The organism is Bacillus sp. 007/AIA-02/001 (assembly GCF_004634455.1).
Lineage (GTDB): Bacteria > Bacillota > Bacilli > Bacillales > Bacillaceae_G > Bacillus_A > Bacillus_A cereus.
On record NZ_SEIY01000001.1, the window covers coordinates 402,048 to 424,704 of the forward strand.

Genomic DNA, 22,657 nt, shown 5'->3' on the forward strand with positions numbered 1-22,657 from the left:
CTTTTTGTTTTTTTGTAGGAAAATATATGCGTTTCGTGTTGACAATGATAATCCTTATCAATTAAAGTAGAATAGTAGTTAATGATTATCATTATCAATTAGAGGTGAAGGAATGAAAAAATCTATTACGCTATTTACAGCGATTTTATCTATTTTTTTCTTGTTAATAGGTTGCAGTGCCAAAGGGGACGAAAAAGCGTCTGCAATCAAAACAGAAAAAGGAAAAGAGAAAATCGAAATTACCGACCTATCAGGAAGAAAGGTAACATTCGATAAAGTGCCAGAAAGTTTTGCAACATTAAGTATGGGGGACATGGATATTATTGATGTTTTAGGTGGAAAAATAGTAGGTCGCCCGGATACGAAATTAACTCTTCCAGATGAGCTAAAGAAAGCACAAGTAATTGGGAATGCACATCAACCGAATTTTGAGCAAATTGCTAGTTTAAAGCCCGATGTACTTGTTGCTAACAATGGATTCCAAAAGAATGTGCCAACGGTTGAAGGACAAGGAACGCAAGTTATCATTTCTTCTGCGAATTCTGTACAAGATATTCAAAAAAATATTGAATTATATGGAACGGTAATGAAGAAAGAAGATAAAGCAAAAGAAATTAATCAAAAAATGAATGATCAAATGAAGAAATATGAGAAAAAGAGCGATGTGAAAGCATTGCTAGTGTATGGCGCACCAGGAACTTATTTAGCGGCATTACCAACATCTTTATCAGGTGATATTTTAGAAAAAACAGGCGGAAAAAATATTGCTTCTGATTTTCCAGAAACGAAAGAATATCCGCAATATGCACAGCTAAGTGTAGAACGTATTATTGAGGCGAATCCAGATGTGATTTATTTAATTACACACGGAGATCCAAAAAGTGTGAAAAAAGCATTCGAAGGCGAAATGATGAAAAATGAAGCGTGGAAAAATTTAGAGGCAGTAAAACAAAACCGCGTAGTTATTTTGCCACCTGATTTATTTGGATCTAATCCTGGTACAAAAGTTACAGAAGCAATGGACTTTATGTATAAAAGTATACAAGATGTAAGGAAATGATACTATGGAAAGTAGTGAAGTAGTAAGAGAAAAGGAACATCCTTTTGCGAAAAAAAGATGGATAATAGCAGTTACTTTAGTTGTATTAACAATCCTAGGTCTCTTTTACGGTCTTTTCGCAGGAAGTTTATCCTTTTCTGTACGAGATATTCTAACGGGTATACAAGATGAAGGTTCGACAGTTCATCGAATTGTATGGGATCTTCGCATACCGAGAGTGCTCATTGGGTTTATAGTAGGAACATGTTTAGCTGCATCTGGTACACTGCTACAAGGAGTTATGAGAAACCCTCTTGCAGATCCTGGTATTATCGGAGTTTCATCTGGGGCAGGCCTTGTAGCAATTGTCATCATGATTTTATTCCCACAGCATCTAGCTTTTTTACCACTAGGGGCGTTTTTAGGATCTTTCATAACAGCGATGGTTATTTATGCTTTATCATGGCAAAAAGGGGCACCACCTTCAAAAATCGTCTTAGTAGGGGTGTCGATCAATGCATTAATTGGTGCAGCAACGTCAGCATTAATGTTATTACATAGTGACAAAGTACAATCGGTGTTACCGTGGCTAGCGGGTGGTATTGGTGGTGTAAGTTGGGCACATTTAAATATGATTATTTATTATGCAATATTCGCCATTATATTAGCTTTCTTTGGTATTAAGCATATTCGAGTGTTAATGCTTGGAGATGAAATGGCAAAGTTATTAGGACATAACGTGGAAAAAAGTCGGTTTTATTTAATCGTAGTAAGTACATTATTAGCTGGAATTGCAGTAAGTGTGTCTGGTCTTATTGGATTTGTCGGTCTTGTCGTACCACATATGCTACGTTTATTAGTTGGAAATGATTATAGATATTTGCTACCTTTATCATGCCTTGGCGGCGGGGTATTACTTGTTTTTGCGGATGCAATAGCTCGAAGTTGGTTTGACCCAATCGAATTGCCTGTTGGTATTTTACTGTCCTTCTTAGGTGGTCCGTTCTTCTTATATTTAATTCATAGAGGAGGAAAACAAAGTGATTTCCGTTAACAAAGTGTTTTACGCACACTCTGAAAGATTTCAAATGCAAAATATGAATGTACATATTAAGGCTGGAGAAATCGTTAGTTTAATTGGTCCGAATGGATCGGGAAAATCTACTTTGCTTCGTTTAATAGCAAGGCTACTGAAACAAAGCGAAGGGGACATCATTTTAGATGGGAAAAATATTCATATGATGAAGAGTGCTGATGTAGCGAAGCAATTAGCAATGTTACCACAAATGCATGATCATCAATTAGATTTAACAGTGAAAGAACTAATTGAGTTCGGAAGAGGTCCACATAAATCATGGAGTAGCCACTTAAATAAAGAAGATGAAGAAATTGTTGATTGGGCATTGTCTGTTACAAATCTTGAAGGGTATGAATATCGTCTTTTACATTCTTTATCAGGAGGGGAACGGCAACGTGCTTGGATTGCGATGACGCTAGCGCAACGTACAAATGTCTTATTATTGGATGAACCAACAACCTTTTTAGATATCGTTCACCAGTTGGAAGTAATGGAACTTGTGAAACGATTAAATGAGGAGTTTGGAATGACAATTATAATGGTTTTACATGACATTAACCAAGCTGCTCAATATAGCGATCGTTTACTTGTATTAAAGCGAGGAAAAATTCAGTATGATGGTATACCAGAAGAAGTACTATGCCATGAAATGTTTCAACATGTATTTGGCATAGATGTAGATATTTTTCAGGGAAGTGACAAGCCTTTTTTTACACCGAAACGAATTTCTAAAAGGGGAGAAGAGCGATGCAAACAGAAGAGCGTATTACCATTGAATTAGTAAGAGAATTTGTTATGGCAGCTCACGGGGATTTAGAGAAAGTACAAGAGCTATTGGTTGAATCACCAAGCTTACTTCACGCCTCTTATAATTGGGGTGGATCAGATTGGGAAAGTGCGTTAGGCGCATCGGCACATGTAGGTCGTAAAGATATTGCTCTTTATTTACTAGAAAAGGGTGCTCGGATGGATATTTTTGCAGCAGCTATGCTTGGTGAATTAGAAGTTGTACAAGCTATTTTAGTAGCTCAACCAGAAGCATTGCGCGCATCTGGTCCTCATGGTATTTCTCTTCTTCAACATGCACGAATGGGTGGAGAGAAATCTAAGCGTGTATATGATTATTTAGCAATACTATCTTAATGAACGAAGGAAGTTCTTATGTGCGGTAAACTTTTCACTTGAAACAATTGGAAAGTTTACCGCCCGTTAGAACGGGATAAGTATCTAGTATATTTGAAAATCCTACACCCCCCTCAATTGTAGTTTTCTTTATGCTAGTTATGATATGGATGCAGTGGACAATATTTGTCTACTGCTTTTTTGTTTCTATAAGATTGAATATTCTGTGTTATGTGGTTGATTCATTTATAATAAATGGTAACACTTATTGTGCATACAAAATATGATTGTGAAATTAAGAAGAAATTAGTAGAAAGGAGTGAAGGAATGTTTCATACAGACCGTTTACAAATTCGTAAATATACAATGGATGATTTACAGTTCTACGCTTCACTATGGGGAAACGAAAAAGTAATGCGCTATATTGGAAATGGGAATTTAAAAACATATATGCAATGTAAAAAAAGTTTGGAAGAGTGGGTAATTCCTAGCTATAAAAACGGCCTCGGTTTATTTGTATTAATTGAAAAGGAAACGGGGATACGGATTGGTCATGCAGGATTAGTAAAGCAGCAGATAGATGGAAAAGAGGAAATTGAAATTGGTTATTGGTTATTACCTCAGTATTGGGGAAAAGGCTATGCGAGAGAAGCAGCGGCAGCATTTCGAGACTATGGCTTCCAAGCGTTACGAATGAATAAATTGATTTCTCTTATTAATCCGGACCACCCCGCCTCAATCTTTGTTGCTAGAAAAACGGGGCTTAGTTATGAGAAAACAACTTCATTTCATGGGATGGATGTTCTCGTTTATTCCATTAGGCGCGTTGGATGAAAAAAGGTTAATTGCATTTTTTGAAGAATGGTATATAAAAATAAAGGGGGGATTACATGTACATTTATCATAATGGACTTATTATTCGTGAGGGGACGAATGGTGTACCTGCATATGCAATTAAGACTTTATTCGAAGATGCCGGTTGGAGCAATGATAATATCCCTTCTTGGCAAATTGAAAAATTCACGATAGCATTTGAAAATTCAACATGGGCATTCACAATTTGGGATGAAGAAGAGATGATTGCCATGGTTAGAGTCATTTCTGATGGAATCATGGTCGCGAACATAGTAAATTTAGTTGTGAAATGTGAATATAGAGGGAAGGGATTAGGTAAGAAACTTGTCGCTCTTTGTTTGCAAAAGCTACCACATGGTGACTGGTTTGCACATACTTCTGCGAACAATTTTGATTTTTATAGAAGCTGTGGATTTGAAGTTAGAGAGCTATCGAGAAATGGAACATGTGCGTATTATGGATATCAAGTCGCGAAAAGAGATGGTCACCGATAAATGAATGAAAAGTAAAAGTTTAGCGAGGTAATTTTGAGGATTTGATAATAGAGAATGGATTGAGGCACATTTTATGATAAAATAAAAGAAAATTCTGTTTATTATTAGGGGGATAAAAATGAGTATAAAAGTTGGGGATGTATTTAAATATGAAAGAAGATTTACTGAGGAAGAGGTGTTTGAATTTGCAAATATTACCGGAGATAAAGGTAGACACCATGTGGAATATGATGAAAATGGAAGATTAATGGTCCATGGTTTATTGACTGCTAGCATTGGAACGAAAGTAGGCGAAGAATTACATTACATAGCAAGAGAATTAGTAAGTGAGTTTATTAGACCAGTTTTCACAGGAGATACAATCACTTGTGAATTAACTTTAACAAATGTTGAGCAAATGGAAGGATATAAAAAAGTTTCAATCGAGTCAGTTTATCGCAATCAACACGAAAAGACTGTACTAGTGGGGACAAGTTATGGAATTATAAGGGGATAAAAAAGAAGCCTGTTTAGCAGGCTTCTTTTTTATTATTTAGTAAACACGTTTTCGATTTTCCGCATAACTAGAGATGAGTAGTAATGCAGTTTCTTCTCCTATATTACGAACAATATGAGGAACGCATGCATTCCATGAGAAAGAATCACCTTCTTCTACAATTGCAATATCTTCACCGTGCTGAACTTCTAGTTTTCCGCGTAATACAAGGTGACATTCTTCCCCTTCATGGGCATTTGGTGAGTTTTCTTTCGGGAATCCAGTAGGGATTTCTACTAAAGATAGGCGAAGGCCCCCTTGCTCCGCAACATGTTCAATTCTTTGCTCATCTTTGCCGTATACACTGTATTTCCGTTCTTCTTTTTTGACAATTTTTAATCGATCTTTTTGCTCTAACAATAAATAGGGAAGGGGAACGTTTAAAAAATTGGAGATCGTTTCTAAAGTTGAGATAGATGGTGATGTTTTATTATTTTCAACCTGACTCATAAATCCTTTAGAAAGACCTGTTCCCTCACAAATTTGTGCGATTGTTATGCCCCTACGTTGACGAATTTCACGTATTGCAGAACCAATATTCATAAAATCAAGCTCCTTTTTGTAAACAACTATTTGTATCATAGCAAAAAAAATATATTTTTTCCCAGTGAAAATGAATTGACGAATAAAAAAAATTAGTGTATGTTTTGTAATGTAAATAAAAGTTTTGTATAAGAAAACTATAAAGGAGAGAAAGAAATGAATCAACATATTGGTAACTTAATTATTCGTATCGTGTTAGGGGTAACATTCTTCATGCACGGTTTAACAAAATTCCAATCAGGAATTGACAATATTGCAGGGTGGTTTACAAGCATTGGTTTACCAGGAGGACTTGCATACGGTGTAGCAACATTTGAATTAGTTGGAGGCCTATTATTAATTCTAGGTTTAGGTGTAAGATATATTGGATTATTATTTGCACTTGTTATGGTTGGAGCAATCGTAAAAGTGAAATGGTCAGCTGGTTTATTGGGAGATGGAAAAAATCCTGGTTTCGAATTAGAACTTGCATTATTAGCAATGGGTGCATACTTATTTGTTGCAAAAGCTGATGGTTTTGTAGATAATTTCTTAAAAGAAAAAATGTCAAAGAAGAACTAATTTAAATGGGGGGCTAACAAGATGAGTTTTCAACTTCATCCCGATACAACACTGGATGTTGTTCATTTATACGTATCTAATGTAAAGAAATCACTAGAGTTTTATACGGAAGTACTAAGTATGAAGGTGCTAAAAGAAGAAAAAGCAGTCGTTACATTTGGGAATGAAAATGATGAACCACTTCTTATCATTGAAGAAAAAAAAGAAGCTTTTCCGAAGCAAAGAGGAAGAACAGGGTTATATCATTACGCAATTTTATTACCAAGTAGGCAGGATTTAGCGAATGTTCTTCGTCATCTTGTAGAAATGGTATATCCACTACATGGCGGGGCCGATCATTACTTTAGTGAAGCTCTTTATTTAGCTGATCCAGATGGAAACGGGATTGAAATTTATCATGATCGACAAAAAGAAGTTTGGCGTGATGAGAATGGAGAGCTCCCATTTGTTAGTAACCCGTTAGCTGGTGAAGAATTATTGCAGCAAGGAAGTACATGGAGTGGATTTCCAGCTGGTACTGTGATGGGGCATATTCATTTCCATGTAGCTGATTTAGAGGAAGCGAAACGTTTCTATGTTGATGGTCTTGGTTTTGAAGTAACAATCCCAGCTCGTAATGGAGCGTTGTTCGTATCAGCAGGTGGCTATCATCACCATATCGGTTTAAATACATGGCAAGGTGAAGGGGTACCACCGCAAATGCCAGGTTCTGTTGGTTTGAAATATTTCACAATTGTATTAGCGGATGAAAAACAAAAAGAGCAAGTATGTGAAAGCTTAAAAAATATTGGTAAGATTGCTACGTACAAAGATGGAATATTACAAGTCGAGGATCCATTTGGACATTGTATCCATTTCCAAATAAAAGGAGAAGCCTAAAAAGGCTTCTCTTTTTTATTTTCTTATAATTGCATTTTCGTTTTGTAAAAATAGTTCATCAAATTGTTTTGCAAGCTCAAAATCTAGTTTCGTTAAACCTTTTGCATTCCAAGATGACAAAGTAATAATAACTGCTTTATACTGGATAAGGATAAATGGATGGTGATTATGTTCTTCTGATAGTTTGGCGGCTTCAGAGACAAATTCGACTCCTTTTAAGTAGTCGGAAAACATATATTTTCGTTCAATCCATTTCTCATCTTTTACCATCCATTTATCTACCTTCAATAATTCCTCGTGAACTTCTTCTTCAGTTAATCTTAGCATCATTTTTCACATCCTTTATTGGAAGTAACGCAAGACCATTGTTAATAAGGCGTGTTACAGCTTCGTCAGTTGTGAAAGTAGAAAGTTGATGTAGTAATGCTGCAGATGTTTCATGCCCTTTGTTATGCTCTAAAAGTAACTCTAATACTTCAAGGCGCAGCAACCATTCTTTCGCATAAAATTTATTTAATACTTCTTGGATTGCTACTAATTGATCGATATGCGCGTCGTGTAAAATCCCCTCACTTCGAATATCTCGAACTGTTTGATACATACGCTCGAGTTCATTCAGTACAAGCGGAGCAGGAATTTCTTGAACTTCTTCATCCATTGGGAAAAATGCTGCTGCATCTGCGGCACCTGGGAATACTGAAGTGATTTGTGAGCCAACAGCCATATCAAATGCGCCCCATGAAGCATCAAATAAAACGCGGGCGTTATAAGTAACTGTGCAATCGATAAAGGAAATAAGAGCAATTTTCTTATCATTTTTCACAATATCTGTTACTGTTCCTTTTACATGAATACCACTTGCAAAAGTAAACTCAGCGATAGTTCCAATTGTAATTCCTAATGATTGTAGTTGTTCGTCTGTACAATTTTCTAATGCAATATTTTCAGTAAGTAATCCAATCGGTGTTCCAAATCCGTCACTGTGTACAGAAGTAGAATGATTCGCTAACTGTTTATTATGAAGCGCTAATGCCGTTGGCGAATTTGTTCGCATGTAAATTAATTCACCTGCATCGTTTTCAATTGTCTCGCTAAATGTACCTGTAATTTGTAATCCACTATTTAGCTCAGCTGTTGCATAGTTCTCAGAGCGAATTGCTTTTTCTAAACCTTCTTTTCCACCTGTTTTAAAGGCCATTGTTTTAGAAAATGTTTCAAGCGCATCTGTTAATTCTTCAAAGGATTCACAAACAAATAGTTGTGGTTGCATTTTTGTTACGTCATAAGTTGTCCCTGTACATGCTTCGATAGAAAATGGAACCTTTTCTACAGCGTCTGTTAAGCAATGTTTGCTTTCGCCAACAGAAGAAAGGAGACCAGCACCATATATCTTTGGATCATCTATATTTCCGATCAATCCATATTCTACTGTCCACCAGAAAAGACGTGAAATTTGTTCAGCTTCCGATAAACCAGAAACTAAGCTTTGTTTTTCAATTACAGCATTTTCAGCAGCCTTAACTTCATCAGGAGTAGAAGTAGGGCTTTCTTTTACTATCGTTAATGTACGAACAGCTTCAAATGCATCATGTTCTTCTTTTGTAGAGAAAGCTTTTGCACCAATTTGCCCAAAACGTTTCACATATTTTGCATATGTAGGATCAAGTAAAATCGGTGCGTGTCCTGCGGCTTCATGTACGATATCTGGAGCTGGTGTGTACTCGATATTTTCTACTTTCCGGATATCTGTTGCAATCGGTAGTAATCCGTGTCCTTGAAAATCGAAGAATGCTACGCCAGGAATAAGTCCGTCAATTGTTACAGCGCCCCAGCCGCTTGGTGCCAAACACTCATTCATTTCTTCTACTTTTGGAATTGCATCTATATTAATACCAGATGATTGTAGTCCGTTCACATAGGCTGGATGAGCAACGTCTTTTAAGAAGCTATGATTTTGTCTCATAATATAACGCCACACAGCGTGATTCACCGGTGTGTATTGATCATAATGTTGTGTGGATACAAATGGTTTTAAATGCGATGGAATTTCTGTTTTCTTTGTCATTTAGACATCCTCCTTTTTTTCAATAAAAATGAATATCGATTTCGTATAGCTTGTATCACCCCCTTTCATTTTTTGTAAGCGCTTATAAAATTTTATCATAAGATTCGGAATTATTTAACATATGTTTCTGTGATAAATAGAAAAAGCCCCTATCGGAAAATCCGATAGGGGCGAAAGAATCGCGGTACCACCCTATTTGTAAGTGAAAATATACTTACATCTCAATTAATGATAACGGAAAAATTCCGTCTTTTCCTTCATGCATAAAAGCACTACGAAAAAGAAGCTCCAGAATTGTAATTCATACTTATATATGTGCTAATTTCCACCGACCATTAGCTCTCTGTAACAGGGATATAAGATACTACTGCGATTCTTTCAACGCGTATATATGAAATTGTGTAAGAGGATGGATGCAAAAAAGTCCCTATCGGAAAATCCGATAGGGACGATAAAAATCGCGGTACCACCCTATTTGTAAACAACTAATTGTTTACCACTCACTTTACGATAACGGAAAGATCCGTCTTTCTCTTCATGCATAAAAAGCATTACGGGAAAGAAGCTCCAGAATTGTAATTCACGCTTGTATATGTACTGATTCGCACCAACCATCAGTTCTCTGGGACAGTGATATAAGTCGCTACTAGCATTCCTTCAAAGCCGATATATAATTCGTTCAACTAAACTATGTTTTGTATTATAAAACTATATTAAAAAAATTGTCAACAAAAATTTTTTATCCCGTGTTAATGAGCAGTAAAATTCCTACCTCAAAATTCAGTGGAAGTAAAGAAGTAAGGTGGGAACCTAACTGCTCGTGAACCCCCGATTGGTGAAGGCTAAAAATCAGTGGGGATGAACGAAATATCCATTGATTAACGTTTCACTTTATTTCACTTCTAAATTAACAGTTAAATTAGAGGTATTGCCAGCTGCATCAGTTGCTACAATGTGAATAGTATTTTTTTCTTCGTGTAATTGAGTGCGATCGAAATAAATGTCATAGCTTTTCTCCCAAGGGTTCAGGAATGCCTGTTCCCATACACCATTTCCGTTAATTTCATATTGCATTCTCACTGGAATACCAGGTGCTATCCAACCAGATTCTGACATCCAATCTAGTAGAATATCATCAACTTTTCCTCTAATTACGAGATTTTCTTGGTCAACTTCGTGTGTTAACTTAGGTGCAGTTCGATCAAGAAATACAGCAGCTGTTTGTTTTGTTTCCCCACCAGAATTAGAAGCAACTGCTTCGATTTGATATAGCCCGTCAGCTAAAGGAGTGCCATCTGCTTTTGTACCATTCCATTTGAAAGGTTTGCATCCAGGAGTTGCATTTTTAGCTTGATGGATAATCCCTTGATACGTTACACGTTCTTTCGTAACTAAATTTGCATGTAATGTTACATCATCCACAGGCGCAACTAAATAGTAGTTGATGAGATTATCATCTAGTACGTGGTCGCCATTTGGGCTAAAAGTAGAATTAATAATTTCAAGTCCATCGATACGTTTATAATCTTTAGGATCGATACTAAATGTGAATGGAATTCGAATTTCTTCTTTTGCCCCTTGTTCTTTTACATATACATTTCCAGTATACAAACCTTGTGGTAGTGAGCTATCTACCGTGATAGTAAATGGTTTTTCGGTACTACTATTCGGTTGTATGCTAATCGATGAAGGGACAGAAGCTTTTACTTTTGTTTTTGTGTTGGCATCTAGTAATTCCACACGAGTTGAAAAACTTTTCTTTTTACTAGAAAGGTTTTGTAATGTAACATTTTGCGTCAGTTTTACTTTTCCGCTATTTGGCTTAATAAGACCAAAGCTGACATTGTTAGGTTTTACTAATACATTTGTTTGAGCTGCTTTCGGAATGTTAATTAAACCAGATCCTTGTGCCATAACAGGGTATGTATTTTCATTGACATCATGTAATGTTTTTGCATTGTTAGCAAGAGCCGCTTTCAATTGTTCTGTCGTCCAATCCGGATGCATTTGACGCAAGAGGGCAACCGCTCCAGCTACTTGCGGAGCAGCCATACTTGTTCCGTTATGCGATTCATAGCCGCCTCGCGGTACTGTACTAGTAATTTGTACTCCAGGTGCAACAACATCAGGCTTTATTAGCCAACTTCCTTGTGATGGTCCTCTTGAACTAAAGTTACCGATAAGTTCTGTTTGCTTTGGTTGTCCAATTTTTATATTTTTCTTTCGTTTTGTGATTAAAGTTTTTAATTCTTCCCCATTTGTATTTGATAATTGCATTACTGGGATAGCCAGATGTTCACGTGAAAAATATTCCGGCATCATATTAATTTCTTTTTCGTTAGAGATTAATAACACACCAAGTGCCCCAGCTTGCTTCGCTTGTTCTGCTTTTACTAATGTACTAGAAGTACCTTGTAAAATAAGTGCGAATTTCCCTTTCACATCTTGTTTTGCATAATCACTTGGATTGCCATAACCAACATATACAAGAGGGGAATCATTTCCTATTGGAAAATCGGATTTTGATAACGGTAACCCTTGATATGTTTTGCTGGAACCAGCTACTTGGAATGTTGGAAACGGGATAGAAACCGTAGATGCTCCAACAGAAATGACACTACTTGCGTTACCGGGAGCATCAACAGACCAAGGTTTTGGTCCGTCATTTCCATTTGAAACGACAGTAGTAACACCAAGTTTCGCTGCTCGTTCTAACGTTAATGTTACAGGCTGATCAGGTACATTTAAATCTTGCCCAAGGGAGAGGTTTAACACATCCGCACCATCTTGAATCGCTCGCTCAATCCCTTGGATAATATCATCTGTTGTACCAGTTCCACCGTCATTCATTACACGATAGGCTAGAATAGAAGCGTTTGGAGCAACGCCTTTAATTTTTCCATTACCCGCAATAATTCCAGCTACATGAGTACCATGTACGTTACCATCCATTGGATCGCTATCTTCATCAACCGTGTCATATCCACCGATATAATTTGCCTTTAAGTCAGGGTGTGTATAGTCTACGCCAGAGTCGATAATGGCTACTTTCATGCCTTTTCCATCAAGCGGTTTGCCAGATGGATCTTTTAAATTCCACGCTTCAGGTGCACCAATTGTCGGTCCACCGATATTTGGTGCTTCTTCGTTAGTAGTACTTTTTGATGTTTCATGCAATTTATATGTTAAGTTCGGATAGACTGCTTTTACTTCAGGTAAAGAGGCAAGAGAGGTAATTTGATCTCCAGGAACTGAAATAGAGAATCCGGAAAATAACGTATTATACACTTCTTTAATTTTTGCACCAGGTGCTTTTTCTTTTATTTTCTTAGTCGTATCTTCTTGTGCTTTTTTTAGCTCAGCATGATAAGACTGAGCATTACTATTTTGTAAATCTGGAGCATGCTGAATATTACTTTGAGCAGCGAGAGGTGCATGTTGCAATTCTACAATTACTGATATTTCTTTTTTTGTTTTCGTTTCAACATTTTGAGCAATTTTATGTTCTCCCCACTGTTCAATCGTTGTTTTTAATTGTGGACTAAATTGCTTCTCCTTTTGTAGTGATTCAGCATGAGCGCTTAAAGCTCCAAAACTAGAAAAGACAAGCGCCATGCTTAATAGTGTAGAAGTAGTTTTTTTCATTGATACTCCCCCTAATAAAAAGTGCCAATATTCAGAAATGAAATCTTACATTTTAGTTATAACTTATAAATATAAATGTTGGCTAAACTATACTTTCGACATAATTCATACCAATCCTCTATGAATTGAAAATTTCTTGGGAAATTTTTTCTGATTATGTCGAATCGATATTTTTCACATATTGTAGGAAGAAAGTGAGGAATGCTATGAGGGAAATGGAGTGATGGTATGAAAAGGCTAATAGTAAGTGGTAGTGTAGTGTTGTTTATGTTTTTGTGTTCTATCACTATTACTAGCGCAGAAAATAATAGTGTGAAAGTTGCTTTTATTCGTCATCATAACCTTTGGATTAAAGTTGAGGGGAAAGAAAAACAACTTACAAAAGGAGAGAACATAACAGGGCCAAAGTGGTCACATGATGGAGAATGGCTGGCATATGTAAAAGGGAAGAAACAAAATATTCTTGAGTTATATCGGCTGAAAGATGGAAAGAAAGTTACGCCGTTTCACTCAGAAGCATCGAATTATCAATGGTCACCAACAGAAAATATAATTGCATTTATATTTACAGGTACATTAAATACATTTGATGTAGAAAAAAAGAATGCAGATTTTGAAAATGTATCGGCTGGTGTAGGGGATTATGCATGGTACCCCGATGGAAAGAACTTTCTTGTATCCTCTGAAGCGCACTTACTTCCAACAGGATGGACAGGGGCTCAGCTATATGAAGTGCAAAAAGATGCACATATGAATCCTCACAAAATGAAGCATTTGTATGCATTGCCAAATGAACATGATGATTTCCTAGCCCTAGTAGCAAGTGGCTTTAAGTGGTCACCAGATCAAAAGTGGATTTCATTTTTAGCAGTACCGACAGCTTCATGGTCAGCTGATAGTAATACGCTTTGCTTAGTTCGTGCAGATGGCAGTCGGTTTGAAAAAGTAGATCAAATGTTACTAAACGCACAATGGTTTCAATGGGCACCATCAAAAAATATATTAGCTTATATTGAAGGGAGCGGAAGAGTTGCATTAGAAAATAAGCATTTAAAAGTAAAGGAATTGCCAGCACTTCAGCAGAACATATTTACGCCGAAAGGATATGTTGATTGGGATTTTGTATGGAAGAACGATAGAGTAATTATCGTTTCACGAGCAAAGGAGGCAGGGATAGAAACTCCACCAGAAAAAAGGCCACTACCATCTTTGTATGAGGTCGATAGTACAAGTAATGCACAGCATCAAATCACAAAGAAAAAGAACAAGCAAGGGGATTACCACCCGATCTTCATGAAGAAGAGTAATCAATTAATTTGGATACGTTCAGACCGTAAGAAAGCGGATGTATGGCTTGCTCATAAAGATGGGAAACAGGAAAAGAAGTGGATTGAAAATATAGATGTACCAGCGTGGTATTATGAGAAATGGAATTGGGAAAATGTCATCTCGGTGAAATAACAATAAAAAACTGCCTAAAAGATCATTTTAGGCAGTTTTTTATTGTTATTTATGCGTTTTATTTGGCTTTTTTTTCGCTGGGTTTCCGTTCCCTTGGCGCTTTCTATTTTGTTCATCTTTTGCTTGTTTTTCATGTAGTGTATCTAAAAATTCATTCGAGTTACTCATTTTTCTATCGCTCCTTTCATTTCGTCCTAATTACTATAACCATTTAGGAGGATAATCATGAGTTAGAAGTTAGGCACTTAATTTTCTTCGATAATGTAAGTAAAATATTCCATACATAACAAATAGCATGAGTAAAACTTGTAACTCTACATTTTCCTTTAAAATAGCTGCGATAGGGTCTGGTAAGTACGGTGATTTATCGTTTGTGCTTAAACCTAACCATTTATTTAAGAGGCTAATGGTACAAAACATAAAAACACCGGACCAGCTTGCCGTAATTGCTTTTTGTTTAATTTTTGTTTCACGTTCATCATCTGTAATCCAGGGATTAGCAGTTTGATCACTACTAAAGAAGCCGTTTATATATCCCCATACAATCATTCCAATAAAGACAATTATCCATTTCATATATGTAATTCTCCTTTCGGTGTAAAAAGTATTTTACATGTAATATTGTAATATTTTACAAAGATTAGTGTCAAATGTTTTTTACATATCGGTTTTTATACAGCAGGAATAAAGAATGCAATAGGGAAGAAATATGTGTGAGGATTTTATAGTAAGAGGAGGCTGAATATGAAAATCGTTTTTGTTCGGCATGGTGAAGGTGAACATACAACGGATTTACCAGAAAGTTTACAAGTGTTTGACCCACCATTGACGAGAGTAGGAAAGGCTCAAGCTAAATTACTTCAACGTGATATATCATTACAAGAAGCGGATATATTAATTGTTAGTCCTACACTTAGAACTTTGCAAACGGCGACAATATGGAGTGCGAAAGTTGCTTGTCAAAAACTAGTCCATCCATATGTATCCCCACGTATTTTTCCTTATCGAGAAGGAGCGAAAACATTACCGTGCGATTATATAGTAGATCAGGGAATGATAACAAAGTTATTTCCGCATTTTTCGATAGAGAAAAGCTCAAATAATCAGTTATGGAAGGAAGGTATAAACACTATTTCAGAGAATAGTTTTCAGCAAATAGTAGATGAATTTCTTCTTTGGTGTTATGAACTGGGTGCTGAAAGAATTTGCATTGTATCTCACGATGGAACAATTACAGCATATAGGCAATATTTACAGAAAGTCGTTTTAACTAGATCAGATTTTTTGAAAGAAACGGGCATATATGAAATGGATTTATCCCATAAAATTCTGATTGATAAGGGCTGATTATAGGATGGGGGTTGTATGTTGAATATTGCATTAGTAGTTGGTTTTAATTCGGATTTAGAAGCGCAATCAATTCGAGCATCTCTTGAATATTTTGGTGCAAGGGTTGTGACATATTGGATTGGTAGACCGAAAGATTTTGTGGAAGTTCTTTCTGGAAAGAACTTATTTAACAATATTAATTATATTATTTTTTGCTTTCATGGTGAAGAAGGGAAGTTTGTCATGGAAGAGTTAGGCGAAGAAGTATATGAACAAGATGAACCGAGAGGGTATTTTGGTACAGAAGAAATTTATAAATATGCAAAATTGCATAATACACATATTGTAAATAGCGGGTGTACGTTAGGGGAGCAAAATCTAGCAAAATCTTTTTTACATAGTGGTGCGAAATCATATATTGGATCGATTGATTATGTAGATGGAAATGCAGCACTTATGTTTACTATACGCTTATTTTATGGGGTTATTAACCATGGGAAAACGTTAGAAGAAGCGTTTCAAGAAGCGAGTTTAATTGATGAGGAGACACATACATTTCGATTCTATAATTAGTGTGAAACACGTTTATTCTATATTCGAATAAACGTGTTTCACATTTAACTCACATTTTTTTTACATTTTTTTCAATGAAAATGGTTATCACTTGTGGTATGATATGTTCAAGTTTTTACAGGTAATAAAAGTTACTATATAAACGTTAGTTTTTAATGTTTCATACGCATGTCACAGATTATTCATAATTAACGTTTGAAAAATAAGTAACTAATGTTATTATATTATCTGTAACTAACTTAATTACAACTTTAGGAGGAAGATATGGTTATTCAATTTTTAAGAGAAAACAAAGCAGTTTCTTTTGCATTAGCAGTAATTCGAGTATATCTTGGTTACACATGGTTAATGGCTGGAATCGGTAAACTACAAGGAAAAGGATTCGATGCAACAGGTTATTTGCAAGGGGCAATTGAAAAATCTAAAGGTGCACAACCGGCTGTTCAATCTTGGTGGGCATCATTCTTACAAGAATTTGCAATTCCAAATGTAGATTTGTTTAATACACTTGTAACATGGGGAGAAATTTTAGTCGGAATTGGTTTAATTGTAGGCTGTTTAACAAAAACAGCGGTCTTTTTTGGTCTTGTAATGAACTTTTCCTATATGTTTAGTGGGTCAATTGGTGTGAACCCTGAGATGGTTATCTTATCTATGTTTGTTCTTGTTTCCGGTATGAACGCTGGGAAATTTGGAATGGATGGCTTCGTTATCCCGAAAGTATTAGGATCAAAAACTCCAAAACGCCAAAAGCAAGCTGCTTAATATATGAAAACGGGTATCTCATTTTGAGATACCCGTTTATGTTATTTTTCAACTTTAATCGGATTGTTCTTAAAGAAATCTTTTACATACCCGACAAATTCTTGTGGTTCTTGGCGAAATGGTGCATGATAACCTTTTTCAATAATATGTAAAGTGCTATTTTTTAAGAATTGATGATACGTTTCTCCTTCTTTCCAGGAAACGCTACTATCATTTCTGCCCCATATAATTAAAGTTGGCTGTTTTATTTCATTTGCATTAATTTTAAGACGTCTAGGCCATAATTTCATTTTATTATAATGCTCTTCATCATTACGTTTGAATTTCACTTTGCTTTCATCATAATCTGTAATAGAAGAAACGGCATTTAAATCAGTCGACAATTGTGGTTTTGGTGAGCCTTGTTTATTAACGAATGTATGAGGGCCACCTGTAGCATCAGTTAAAATAAGGTGAGTAACTGCTTCAGGATATAAATATGTTAAATTTAGAGAAATTTCTCCCCCCATGGAATGCCCCAGTATTGCGAATGAATCATACCCTAGTTTTTTCATTAATTTATAATACAAATTTGCATGAGTTGGAAAAGAATAATAAAAATCCATTGGCTTAGATGAGCGCCCGAATCCTAAAGCATCTACAGAAATAATTGTATGATCTTTTGCTAAATCGGAGTAAATCTTTTGAAAACCATCTGATGACCCTCCAAAGCCATGAATCATAAGTAAAGGTGGTTTTTCATTACCAATCTTTTTAAAGTAAATGGTTTGACCATCTATTTCTACCATTTTTTCCTCGGTAGCTAGTTTCGCTGTAATTGTATTTTTAACTTGTTTTACTTGTTCTACTGGCTTTTCTGCTGCACTACATCCTACTAATAGTGTAAGAGTAAGACAACCTACCATAAAATAGCTAAATCGCTTCAATTAGGTGTCTCCTTTCTAACATAACGCTGTATCTATCATAGCAAATAGCATATTACGATTTCCAGGAAGTTGGCTACCATTTTTTATCATAAGAGGTGAAAGGAGCGTTTCTTGGAAATTTTCTGTTTGAAGAAATTGACGAAATGTAAATTGTGAGTGTGGAACATCAATTCGTACTATACCATTCCAACATTCACATATCTTTTTTAATAATTGGATAGCATCTTCTTCTTGCTTGGCGATAAGTGGATTGATACATAATATATTGCCCTTTTGTATGCATAATGAAAAAGCTTCTATACAGTTATTTCTTTCAATTTTAAAAGAGTGTACGGCCCTTGGTAATAGCAAAGAGTAAAGTAGAGAACGATTCATACCAGTTGCAATTTGATCCAGAGAAGTAACAGATATAAGGTCTTCTTCTTGTACTTGTTGTAAGTGAGAAGGGTACGTCTTAATAGTTTGCTTTTCAAAACGATGAATCGTTGTTGCTGTTTGAAATCCGCATGATGTGTATAGAGGTTCGCCAGCTTTTGTCGCAATAAGTGCAATGGGTTGTTTTGGATGAATTTGTTCCAAGCAATGATTTAGCAACATGCGCCCTATTCCGCGTCCTTGAAAATTAGGGTGAACGATTAACATACCAATGGAAGCGAAGTTACTTGTAAAGGGAAATACTCCTCCAGTCGCAATGAGTTTGTTTTCATGAATGTAACCTACAAGTGTGCCGATAGAAAGATACATTTCGAATTGTTTTTTCATAAAAATTTCATCGTGTAACCATCCAACAGATTTGCAAAGATTAAGTAATTCAAAAATAAAAGATTCATTTAGCTTTACTATTTTCATAAAGGCTCACCGCATTTCTATTTATTTTCATAAACATAGAGTCAAAATGTAAAAAAAGAGATTTACGTTAAATGAAATCCAACTTGTTTATATTTAAATTGTAAAGGGCGGAATGATTGATACAAAAAGACAAACTTATACAAATTATAACTGATATTTACATAAGTTAACAAAAAATTTACATACAGCTAATTTTCTCTTAATAGTCTTCCATTAAATTTGATAGTGGGAAATGAATAACCTAATTAGGGGGACAAGACAGTGAAAAAGTTTGTGAAAAAAGCATGGCCATTTGCAGTTGTGGCATCATTAGCAGTTACTTCGGTAGCAACATGGAATTTTACTCGTTCTAGTGAGGTTAATGCAGATGAGAACGGAAGCAATGCAAAGATTAAAAATGTTATCGTATTAATTGGGGATGGTATGGGTCCTTCATATATGACGGCTCACCGTTATATGAAAGATAATCCAAAAACCTTTGAAATGGAATCTACAGAATTTGATAAGCATCTTGTAGGAACACAAAAAACATACCCAGAAGATGAACATGAAAATATTACAGACTCTGCATCGGCAGCAACAGCTATGTCAGCAGGAATTAAAACATATAATGCTGCAATTGCAGTTGATAATGATAAAGCGGAAGTGAAAACAGTTCTTGAGCAAGCGAAAGAAAAAGGGAAATCAACGGGACTCGTTGCAACTTCTGAAATTACACATGCAACACCAGCTGCTTTCGGTGCGCATGACATTAGCCGTAAAAATATGGATGCAATTGCAAATGATTATTTTGATGAGAAAATTAAAGGGAAGCATAAGGTAGATGTTATGCTTGGCGGCGGCGTAAAGAACTTTGTTAGAAAAGATCGTAATCTTACAGAAGAGTTTAAGAAATCTGGTTATAGCTATGTAACGGATCGAGATCAATTGTTAAATGATAAAAATGATCAAATTCTTGGTTTATTTGCACCAGGTGGATTAGATAAAATGATTGACCGCAATGAGAAAACACCTTCATTAGAAGAAATGACTAATGCAGCAATTGAGCGTTTGAACAAAAATAAAAATGGTTTCTTCTTAATGGTGGAAGGAAGTCAAATCGACTGGGCTGGACATGATAATGATATTGTTGGTGCAATGAGTGAAATGGAAGACTTCGAAAAAGCTTTCAAAGCAGCGATTGAGTTTGCGAAAAAAGATAAAAATACGTTAGTTGTTGCAACGGCAGATCACGCTACTGGTGGCTTATCTTTAGGTGCCAATGGCGAGTATAACTTTAAAGTAGATCCAATTAAAGCTGCAAAACGCACACCAGACTTTATGGCAAATGAGATTGCAAAAGGTGCAAATGTAGAAGAAACATTGAAAAAGTATATTGATTTACAATTAACTCCAGAAGAAATTCAAGCTGTAAATGATATAGCTCCGTCAAAAGATGTAACAAAGATTGATAATGCAATTGAAGATATTTTCAATAAGCGCTCGGTTACAGGCTGGACAACAGGTGGACATACAGGGGAAGATGTGAACGTGTATGCATTTGGTCCAGGTAAATACTTGTTCTCTGGCGTTCAAGAGAATACAAATATAGCGAAACGTGTCTTTGATATTGTTGGCGGTGGTGATCCGAATAAAGGAAGACGCTAATTAAGAGCGAAAGTGAGGCGAACTGCCTCGCTTTTCTTTTTAGGAGTTGGAAATATGAAAAAAATATTTGCGAAATTAAGATTCCTTCTAGCATTTGTAGTATTACTAGTTGGATGTCAACAAGAAGAGAATAATGTAGCACAAAAATCTACTACTAAAAAAACTGAGGAAAAGGTACAAATAACAAAAGAAGAAGAGAAATCTATTCAAGATATTATTCATACATTTGTGCGAACGACCAATGAAAAAAATCTTGCAGAACATATGGAGTTATTTTCAAAGAAGATGCCTAGTGCTGAAGACTTAAAAACACAAAAAGAAGCCGCATTTCAAAAGGGAAATAAGAAAATTGAATTGGAACATATAGATATGAATGTTAGTAAAGTAGGGTATGTTATTGTTGAAACGAAAGAAAAGGAAGTAGACGACAGTATTACTCTTCAAAAGAAAGTACAGTATGCCCTTGGAAAAGAAGAGGGTAAATGGAAGATTGAAGAGGTTCGAACAATAGAGAAAAAATAACGTGAAACTTTAATAAGTGTGGAGTCGTACTTCCCAAAAATGATAGAAAAAAGGTTCTCATTGGCGAGAACCTTTTTTTATAGTGGTAGCATAATTTGATTTGAACATGCCTCAATATCATCAATATCTTGACGAATTGTGGCCATTTTATTATCCAGATCTTCAGCTTTCATTGCTGCATCATGTAGTTCATCTTTTAAATACTCCGGTATTTTTCCTTCATATTTATAATAAAGTTTGTGTTCTAAACTTGCCCAAAAGTCCATTGCCAGTGTACGTAACTGAATTTCTGCAAATACATCTTTTGTACCAGAATTTAGTGATAAAGGGTATTTAATGATCATGTGTAAACTTTTATATCCGTTTCGTTTTGGGTTAGCGATATAATCTTTTACTTCTATGACTTCCATATCTTCGCGTTTTTGAATGACTTCTTTCAAATGATAGATATCTTCTACGAAGCAACATGTAATACGAATACCAATAATATCTTGTAAATGTGTTTGAGCATTTTCAACTGTTGGTAATAAGCTTTTGCGCTCTAGTTTTTTAATAATACTTTCAGGTTGTTTTAGTCTTGTTTTTATATGTTCAAACGGGTTGTAATCCTCTAGAAATTGAGCTTCCCGGTTCATAATTTCAAATTTAGTTTTTAACTCTTCTAAAGCAAATGTATATGGTAATACAAAAGCTTTCCAGTAGTTAACTGTTGATTGATTATATTCCATTTATATACACACCTTTTCCTATTTGCAAGTGAGGTCGTTATTATACTAAATACCAAATCATATAAGCGCAAGCAGCAAATGATGAGATCATAAAGCGATATTTAGTTTTCATACTTTCAACTCCTTTCGAGTAAGATTTTATATAAATAAACGTGATTGTTAATAAGTTCACTATGTACAGTTTCTATAGTAATAGATTCGTGTGAATTTCGTATGAACTAATTGTTTCAGCTTTTTGTCTTTTTTGCTGTTAATCATAATTATTATTCGGATTTAAAGTGTTTTTATTTGATTTATCTATTTGTATAAATTAATGTATATTTAAATTTACAGTTATCGAGGAGGATATATGGTGAACTTTGAAGAATTAGCAATTGCTAGACGTTCTGCAATGAAATTTATACAAGGTATAGAAATCCCTGATGAGGATTTTAAAAAAATATTTGAGTTAACTAAGCTTTCTCCATCTTGCTATAATTTGCAGCACACACATTATGTTGTAATTCGTGATCAAGAGCGAAAAGAAAGATTAAAAGAATTAGCTTTCGGTCAATATAAAGTATCGAGTGCATCAGCGGTAGTGCTCGTTTGTGGTGATAAAAAAGCATACCAAAATGTTGAAAATATTTACTTCGGTATGAAAGTTTTAAAAATGATTGATGAATGTGAATATGAAGATACAATTAGGCAAACGAAAGGTTTATATGAAGGAAAAGGAGAGCGTTTCATGGAGGATGAAGCGATTAGAAATGCTTCGTTAAGCGCGATGACTTTTATGTACGCAGCTAAATATTATGGCTATGATACATGTCCAATGATTGGTTTCGATGAAAAAGCAGTACAAAGTGAATTAAATATGCCGGAGCATATAGTACCTGTTTTAATGATTACGATAGGAAAAAGTGATACGACTAAAACTCGCCTACGAGGATATCGAAAGCCGATTAGTGAGTTTGTTACATACGAATCGTTTTAATAAAGTGAAACTTTTAATCAGTGGGGGTCTTACTGCCCGTTAATGCGGGAGAAAATTTATTTAAC

At 35.4% G+C, this 22,657-nt stretch carries 25 protein-coding genes and 2 other annotated features; of the genes, 16 read left to right on the top strand and 9 right to left on the bottom strand.

Translation table 11 applies throughout. The features are described 5' to 3' along the window. The first annotated feature begins 112 nt into the window (after positions 1-112). From ES895_RS02115 to ES895_RS02145, 7 genes are all read left to right on the top strand, one after another. Positions 113-1,060: an ABC transporter substrate-binding protein gene (locus ES895_RS02115; protein WP_098518799.1), complete on the top strand. Its 948-nt coding sequence runs from the start codon at positions 113-115 to the stop codon at positions 1,058-1,060. Between the two features lie 4 nt (positions 1,061-1,064). Further along, positions 1,065-2,093: a FecCD family ABC transporter permease gene (locus ES895_RS02120; RefSeq protein ID WP_000445963.1), complete on the top strand. Its 1,029-nt coding sequence runs from the start codon at positions 1,065-1,067 to the stop codon at positions 2,091-2,093. Further along, positions 2,080-2,898: an ABC transporter ATP-binding protein gene (locus ES895_RS02125; protein WP_000626525.1), complete on the top strand. Its 819-nt coding sequence runs from the start codon at positions 2,080-2,082 to the stop codon at positions 2,896-2,898. The genes ES895_RS02120 and ES895_RS02125 overlap by 14 nt, the downstream gene beginning before the upstream one ends. After that, positions 2,865-3,260 carry an ankyrin repeat domain-containing protein gene (locus tag ES895_RS02130; protein WP_001192763.1) on the top strand — a complete coding sequence of 132 codons (396 nt, stop codon included), beginning with the start codon at positions 2,865-2,867 and terminating at the stop codon, positions 3,258-3,260. The genes ES895_RS02125 and ES895_RS02130 overlap by 34 nt, the downstream gene beginning before the upstream one ends. Positions 3,261-3,494: 234 nt before the next feature. Continuing rightward, on the top strand, positions 3,495-4,073 hold the full coding sequence (locus ES895_RS02135; protein WP_000258037.1) for a GNAT family N-acetyltransferase: 579 nt from the start codon (positions 3,495-3,497) through the stop codon (positions 4,071-4,073). A 56-nt stretch (positions 4,074-4,129) separates the two neighbouring features. Further along, the gene (locus ES895_RS02140; RefSeq protein ID WP_000276114.1) at positions 4,130-4,588 is read left to right on the top strand and encodes a GNAT family N-acetyltransferase; all 459 of its coding nucleotides are present in this window, start codon (positions 4,130-4,132) and stop codon (positions 4,586-4,588) included. A 118-nt stretch (positions 4,589-4,706) separates the two neighbouring features. After that, positions 4,707-5,084, top strand: coding sequence for a hotdog family protein (locus ES895_RS02145; protein WP_000025015.1), 378 nt, complete (start codon positions 4,707-4,709; stop codon positions 5,082-5,084). 36 nt (positions 5,085-5,120) lie between these two features. Here ES895_RS02145 and ES895_RS02150 read toward each other — a convergent pair whose 3' ends face one another. Beyond that, complete coding sequence (locus ES895_RS02150) at positions 5,121-5,666, bottom strand: helix-turn-helix domain-containing protein (protein ID WP_001020693.1); 546 nt, start codon at positions 5,664-5,666, stop codon at positions 5,121-5,123. A 156-nt stretch (positions 5,667-5,822) separates the two neighbouring features. Here ES895_RS02150 and ES895_RS02155 point away from each other — a divergent pair, with 156 nt between their 5' ends. Continuing rightward, positions 5,823-6,227, top strand: a complete 405-nt coding sequence (locus tag ES895_RS02155; RefSeq protein ID WP_001071553.1) for a DoxX family protein — start codon at positions 5,823-5,825, stop codon at positions 6,225-6,227. 21 nt (positions 6,228-6,248) lie between these two features. Next, on the top strand, positions 6,249-7,106 hold the full coding sequence (locus ES895_RS02160) for a VOC family protein (protein WP_000009844.1): 858 nt from the start codon (positions 6,249-6,251) through the stop codon (positions 7,104-7,106). A 15-nt stretch (positions 7,107-7,121) separates the two neighbouring features. Here the strand turns inward: ES895_RS02160 and ES895_RS02165 are convergent, their stop codons facing one another. The 3 genes from ES895_RS02165 to ES895_RS02175 all read right to left on the bottom strand — a co-directional run bounded on the left by ES895_RS02165 (position 7,122) and on the right by ES895_RS02175 (position 12,816). Further along, the gene (locus tag ES895_RS02165; protein ID WP_000979538.1) at positions 7,122-7,436 is read right to left on the bottom strand and encodes a 4a-hydroxytetrahydrobiopterin dehydratase; all 315 of its coding nucleotides are present in this window, start codon (positions 7,434-7,436) and stop codon (positions 7,122-7,124) included. Then, positions 7,417-9,171 carry an aromatic amino acid hydroxylase gene (locus tag ES895_RS02170; protein WP_135238148.1) on the bottom strand — a complete coding sequence of 585 codons (1,755 nt, stop codon included), beginning with the start codon at positions 9,169-9,171 and terminating at the stop codon, positions 7,417-7,419. The genes ES895_RS02165 and ES895_RS02170 overlap by 20 nt, the downstream gene beginning before the upstream one ends. Before the next feature lie 163 nt (positions 9,172-9,334). Then, positions 9,335-9,562: a binding site (T-box leader), on the bottom strand. Positions 9,563-9,612: 50 nt separating this feature from the next. After that, positions 9,613-9,841: a binding site (T-box leader), on the bottom strand. Between the two features lie 221 nt (positions 9,842-10,062). Continuing rightward, complete coding sequence (locus ES895_RS02175; RefSeq protein WP_135238149.1) at positions 10,063-12,816, bottom strand: S8 family peptidase; 2,754 nt, start codon at positions 12,814-12,816, stop codon at positions 10,063-10,065. Between the two features lie 228 nt (positions 12,817-13,044). Here ES895_RS02175 and ES895_RS02180 point away from each other — a divergent pair, with 228 nt between their 5' ends. Beyond that, a complete protein-coding gene (locus ES895_RS02180) occupies positions 13,045-14,277 on the top strand; it encodes a TolB family protein (protein ID WP_000825724.1) in 1,233 nt (410 codons plus the stop codon). 45 nt (positions 14,278-14,322) lie between these two features. Here the strand turns inward: ES895_RS02180 and ES895_RS02185 are convergent, their stop codons facing one another. Both ES895_RS02185 and ES895_RS02190 read right to left on the bottom strand, forming a co-directional pair. Then, a complete protein-coding gene (locus tag ES895_RS02185; protein WP_000071866.1) occupies positions 14,323-14,445 on the bottom strand; it encodes a DUF4023 domain-containing protein in 123 nt (40 codons plus the stop codon). Between the two features lie 69 nt (positions 14,446-14,514). Next, positions 14,515-14,853, bottom strand: a complete 339-nt coding sequence (locus ES895_RS02190) for a hypothetical protein (RefSeq protein WP_000871153.1) — start codon at positions 14,851-14,853, stop codon at positions 14,515-14,517. Between the two features lie 168 nt (positions 14,854-15,021). On the opposite strand from ES895_RS02190, the gene ES895_RS02195 reads away from it, so the two are divergent. The 3 genes from ES895_RS02195 (at position 15,022) to ES895_RS02205 (ending at position 16,944) form a co-directional block, all read left to right on the top strand. Next, on the top strand, positions 15,022-15,624 hold the full coding sequence (locus tag ES895_RS02195; RefSeq protein ID WP_000706246.1) for a histidine phosphatase family protein: 603 nt from the start codon (positions 15,022-15,024) through the stop codon (positions 15,622-15,624). Between the two features lie 18 nt (positions 15,625-15,642). Next, on the top strand, positions 15,643-16,179 hold the full coding sequence (locus ES895_RS02200) for a hypothetical protein (RefSeq protein WP_000931929.1): 537 nt from the start codon (positions 15,643-15,645) through the stop codon (positions 16,177-16,179). 264 nt (positions 16,180-16,443) lie between these two features. Continuing rightward, positions 16,444-16,944, top strand: coding sequence for a DoxX family protein (locus ES895_RS02205; RefSeq protein WP_000236592.1), 501 nt, complete (start codon positions 16,444-16,446; stop codon positions 16,942-16,944). A gap of 41 nt (positions 16,945-16,985) precedes the next feature. On the opposite strand, the gene ES895_RS02210 is transcribed toward ES895_RS02205, so the two are convergent. Together ES895_RS02210 and ES895_RS02215 are read right to left on the bottom strand one after the other, a co-directional pair. Further along, positions 16,986-17,870 (bottom strand): alpha/beta fold hydrolase, encoded by an 885-nt coding sequence (locus tag ES895_RS02210; protein ID WP_000819810.1) that lies wholly within the window; start codon positions 17,868-17,870, stop codon positions 16,986-16,988. Positions 17,871-17,885: 15 nt separating this feature from the next. Continuing rightward, a complete protein-coding gene (locus ES895_RS02215) occupies positions 17,886-18,719 on the bottom strand; it encodes a GNAT family N-acetyltransferase (RefSeq protein WP_000706696.1) in 834 nt (277 codons plus the stop codon). Between the two features lie 261 nt (positions 18,720-18,980). Here ES895_RS02215 and ES895_RS02220 point away from each other — a divergent pair, with 261 nt between their 5' ends. Both ES895_RS02220 and ES895_RS02225 read left to right on the top strand, forming a co-directional pair. Then, positions 18,981-20,366, top strand: coding sequence for an alkaline phosphatase (locus ES895_RS02220; protein ID WP_000714912.1), 1,386 nt, complete (start codon positions 18,981-18,983; stop codon positions 20,364-20,366). A 54-nt stretch (positions 20,367-20,420) separates the two neighbouring features. Next, entirely contained in the window at positions 20,421-20,888 is a 468-nt protein-coding gene (locus ES895_RS02225; RefSeq protein WP_000717903.1) for a hypothetical protein, read from the top strand. A 77-nt stretch (positions 20,889-20,965) separates the two neighbouring features. On the opposite strand, the gene ES895_RS02230 is transcribed toward ES895_RS02225, so the two are convergent. After that, complete coding sequence (locus tag ES895_RS02230) at positions 20,966-21,616, bottom strand: GTP pyrophosphokinase (protein ID WP_000456230.1); 651 nt, start codon at positions 21,614-21,616, stop codon at positions 20,966-20,968. Positions 21,617-21,965: 349 nt separating this feature from the next. Here ES895_RS02230 and ES895_RS02235 point away from each other — a divergent pair, with 349 nt between their 5' ends. Then, a complete protein-coding gene (locus ES895_RS02235) occupies positions 21,966-22,592 on the top strand; it encodes a nitroreductase family protein (protein WP_135238150.1) in 627 nt (208 codons plus the stop codon). Positions 22,593-22,657 lie beyond the last annotated feature (65 nt).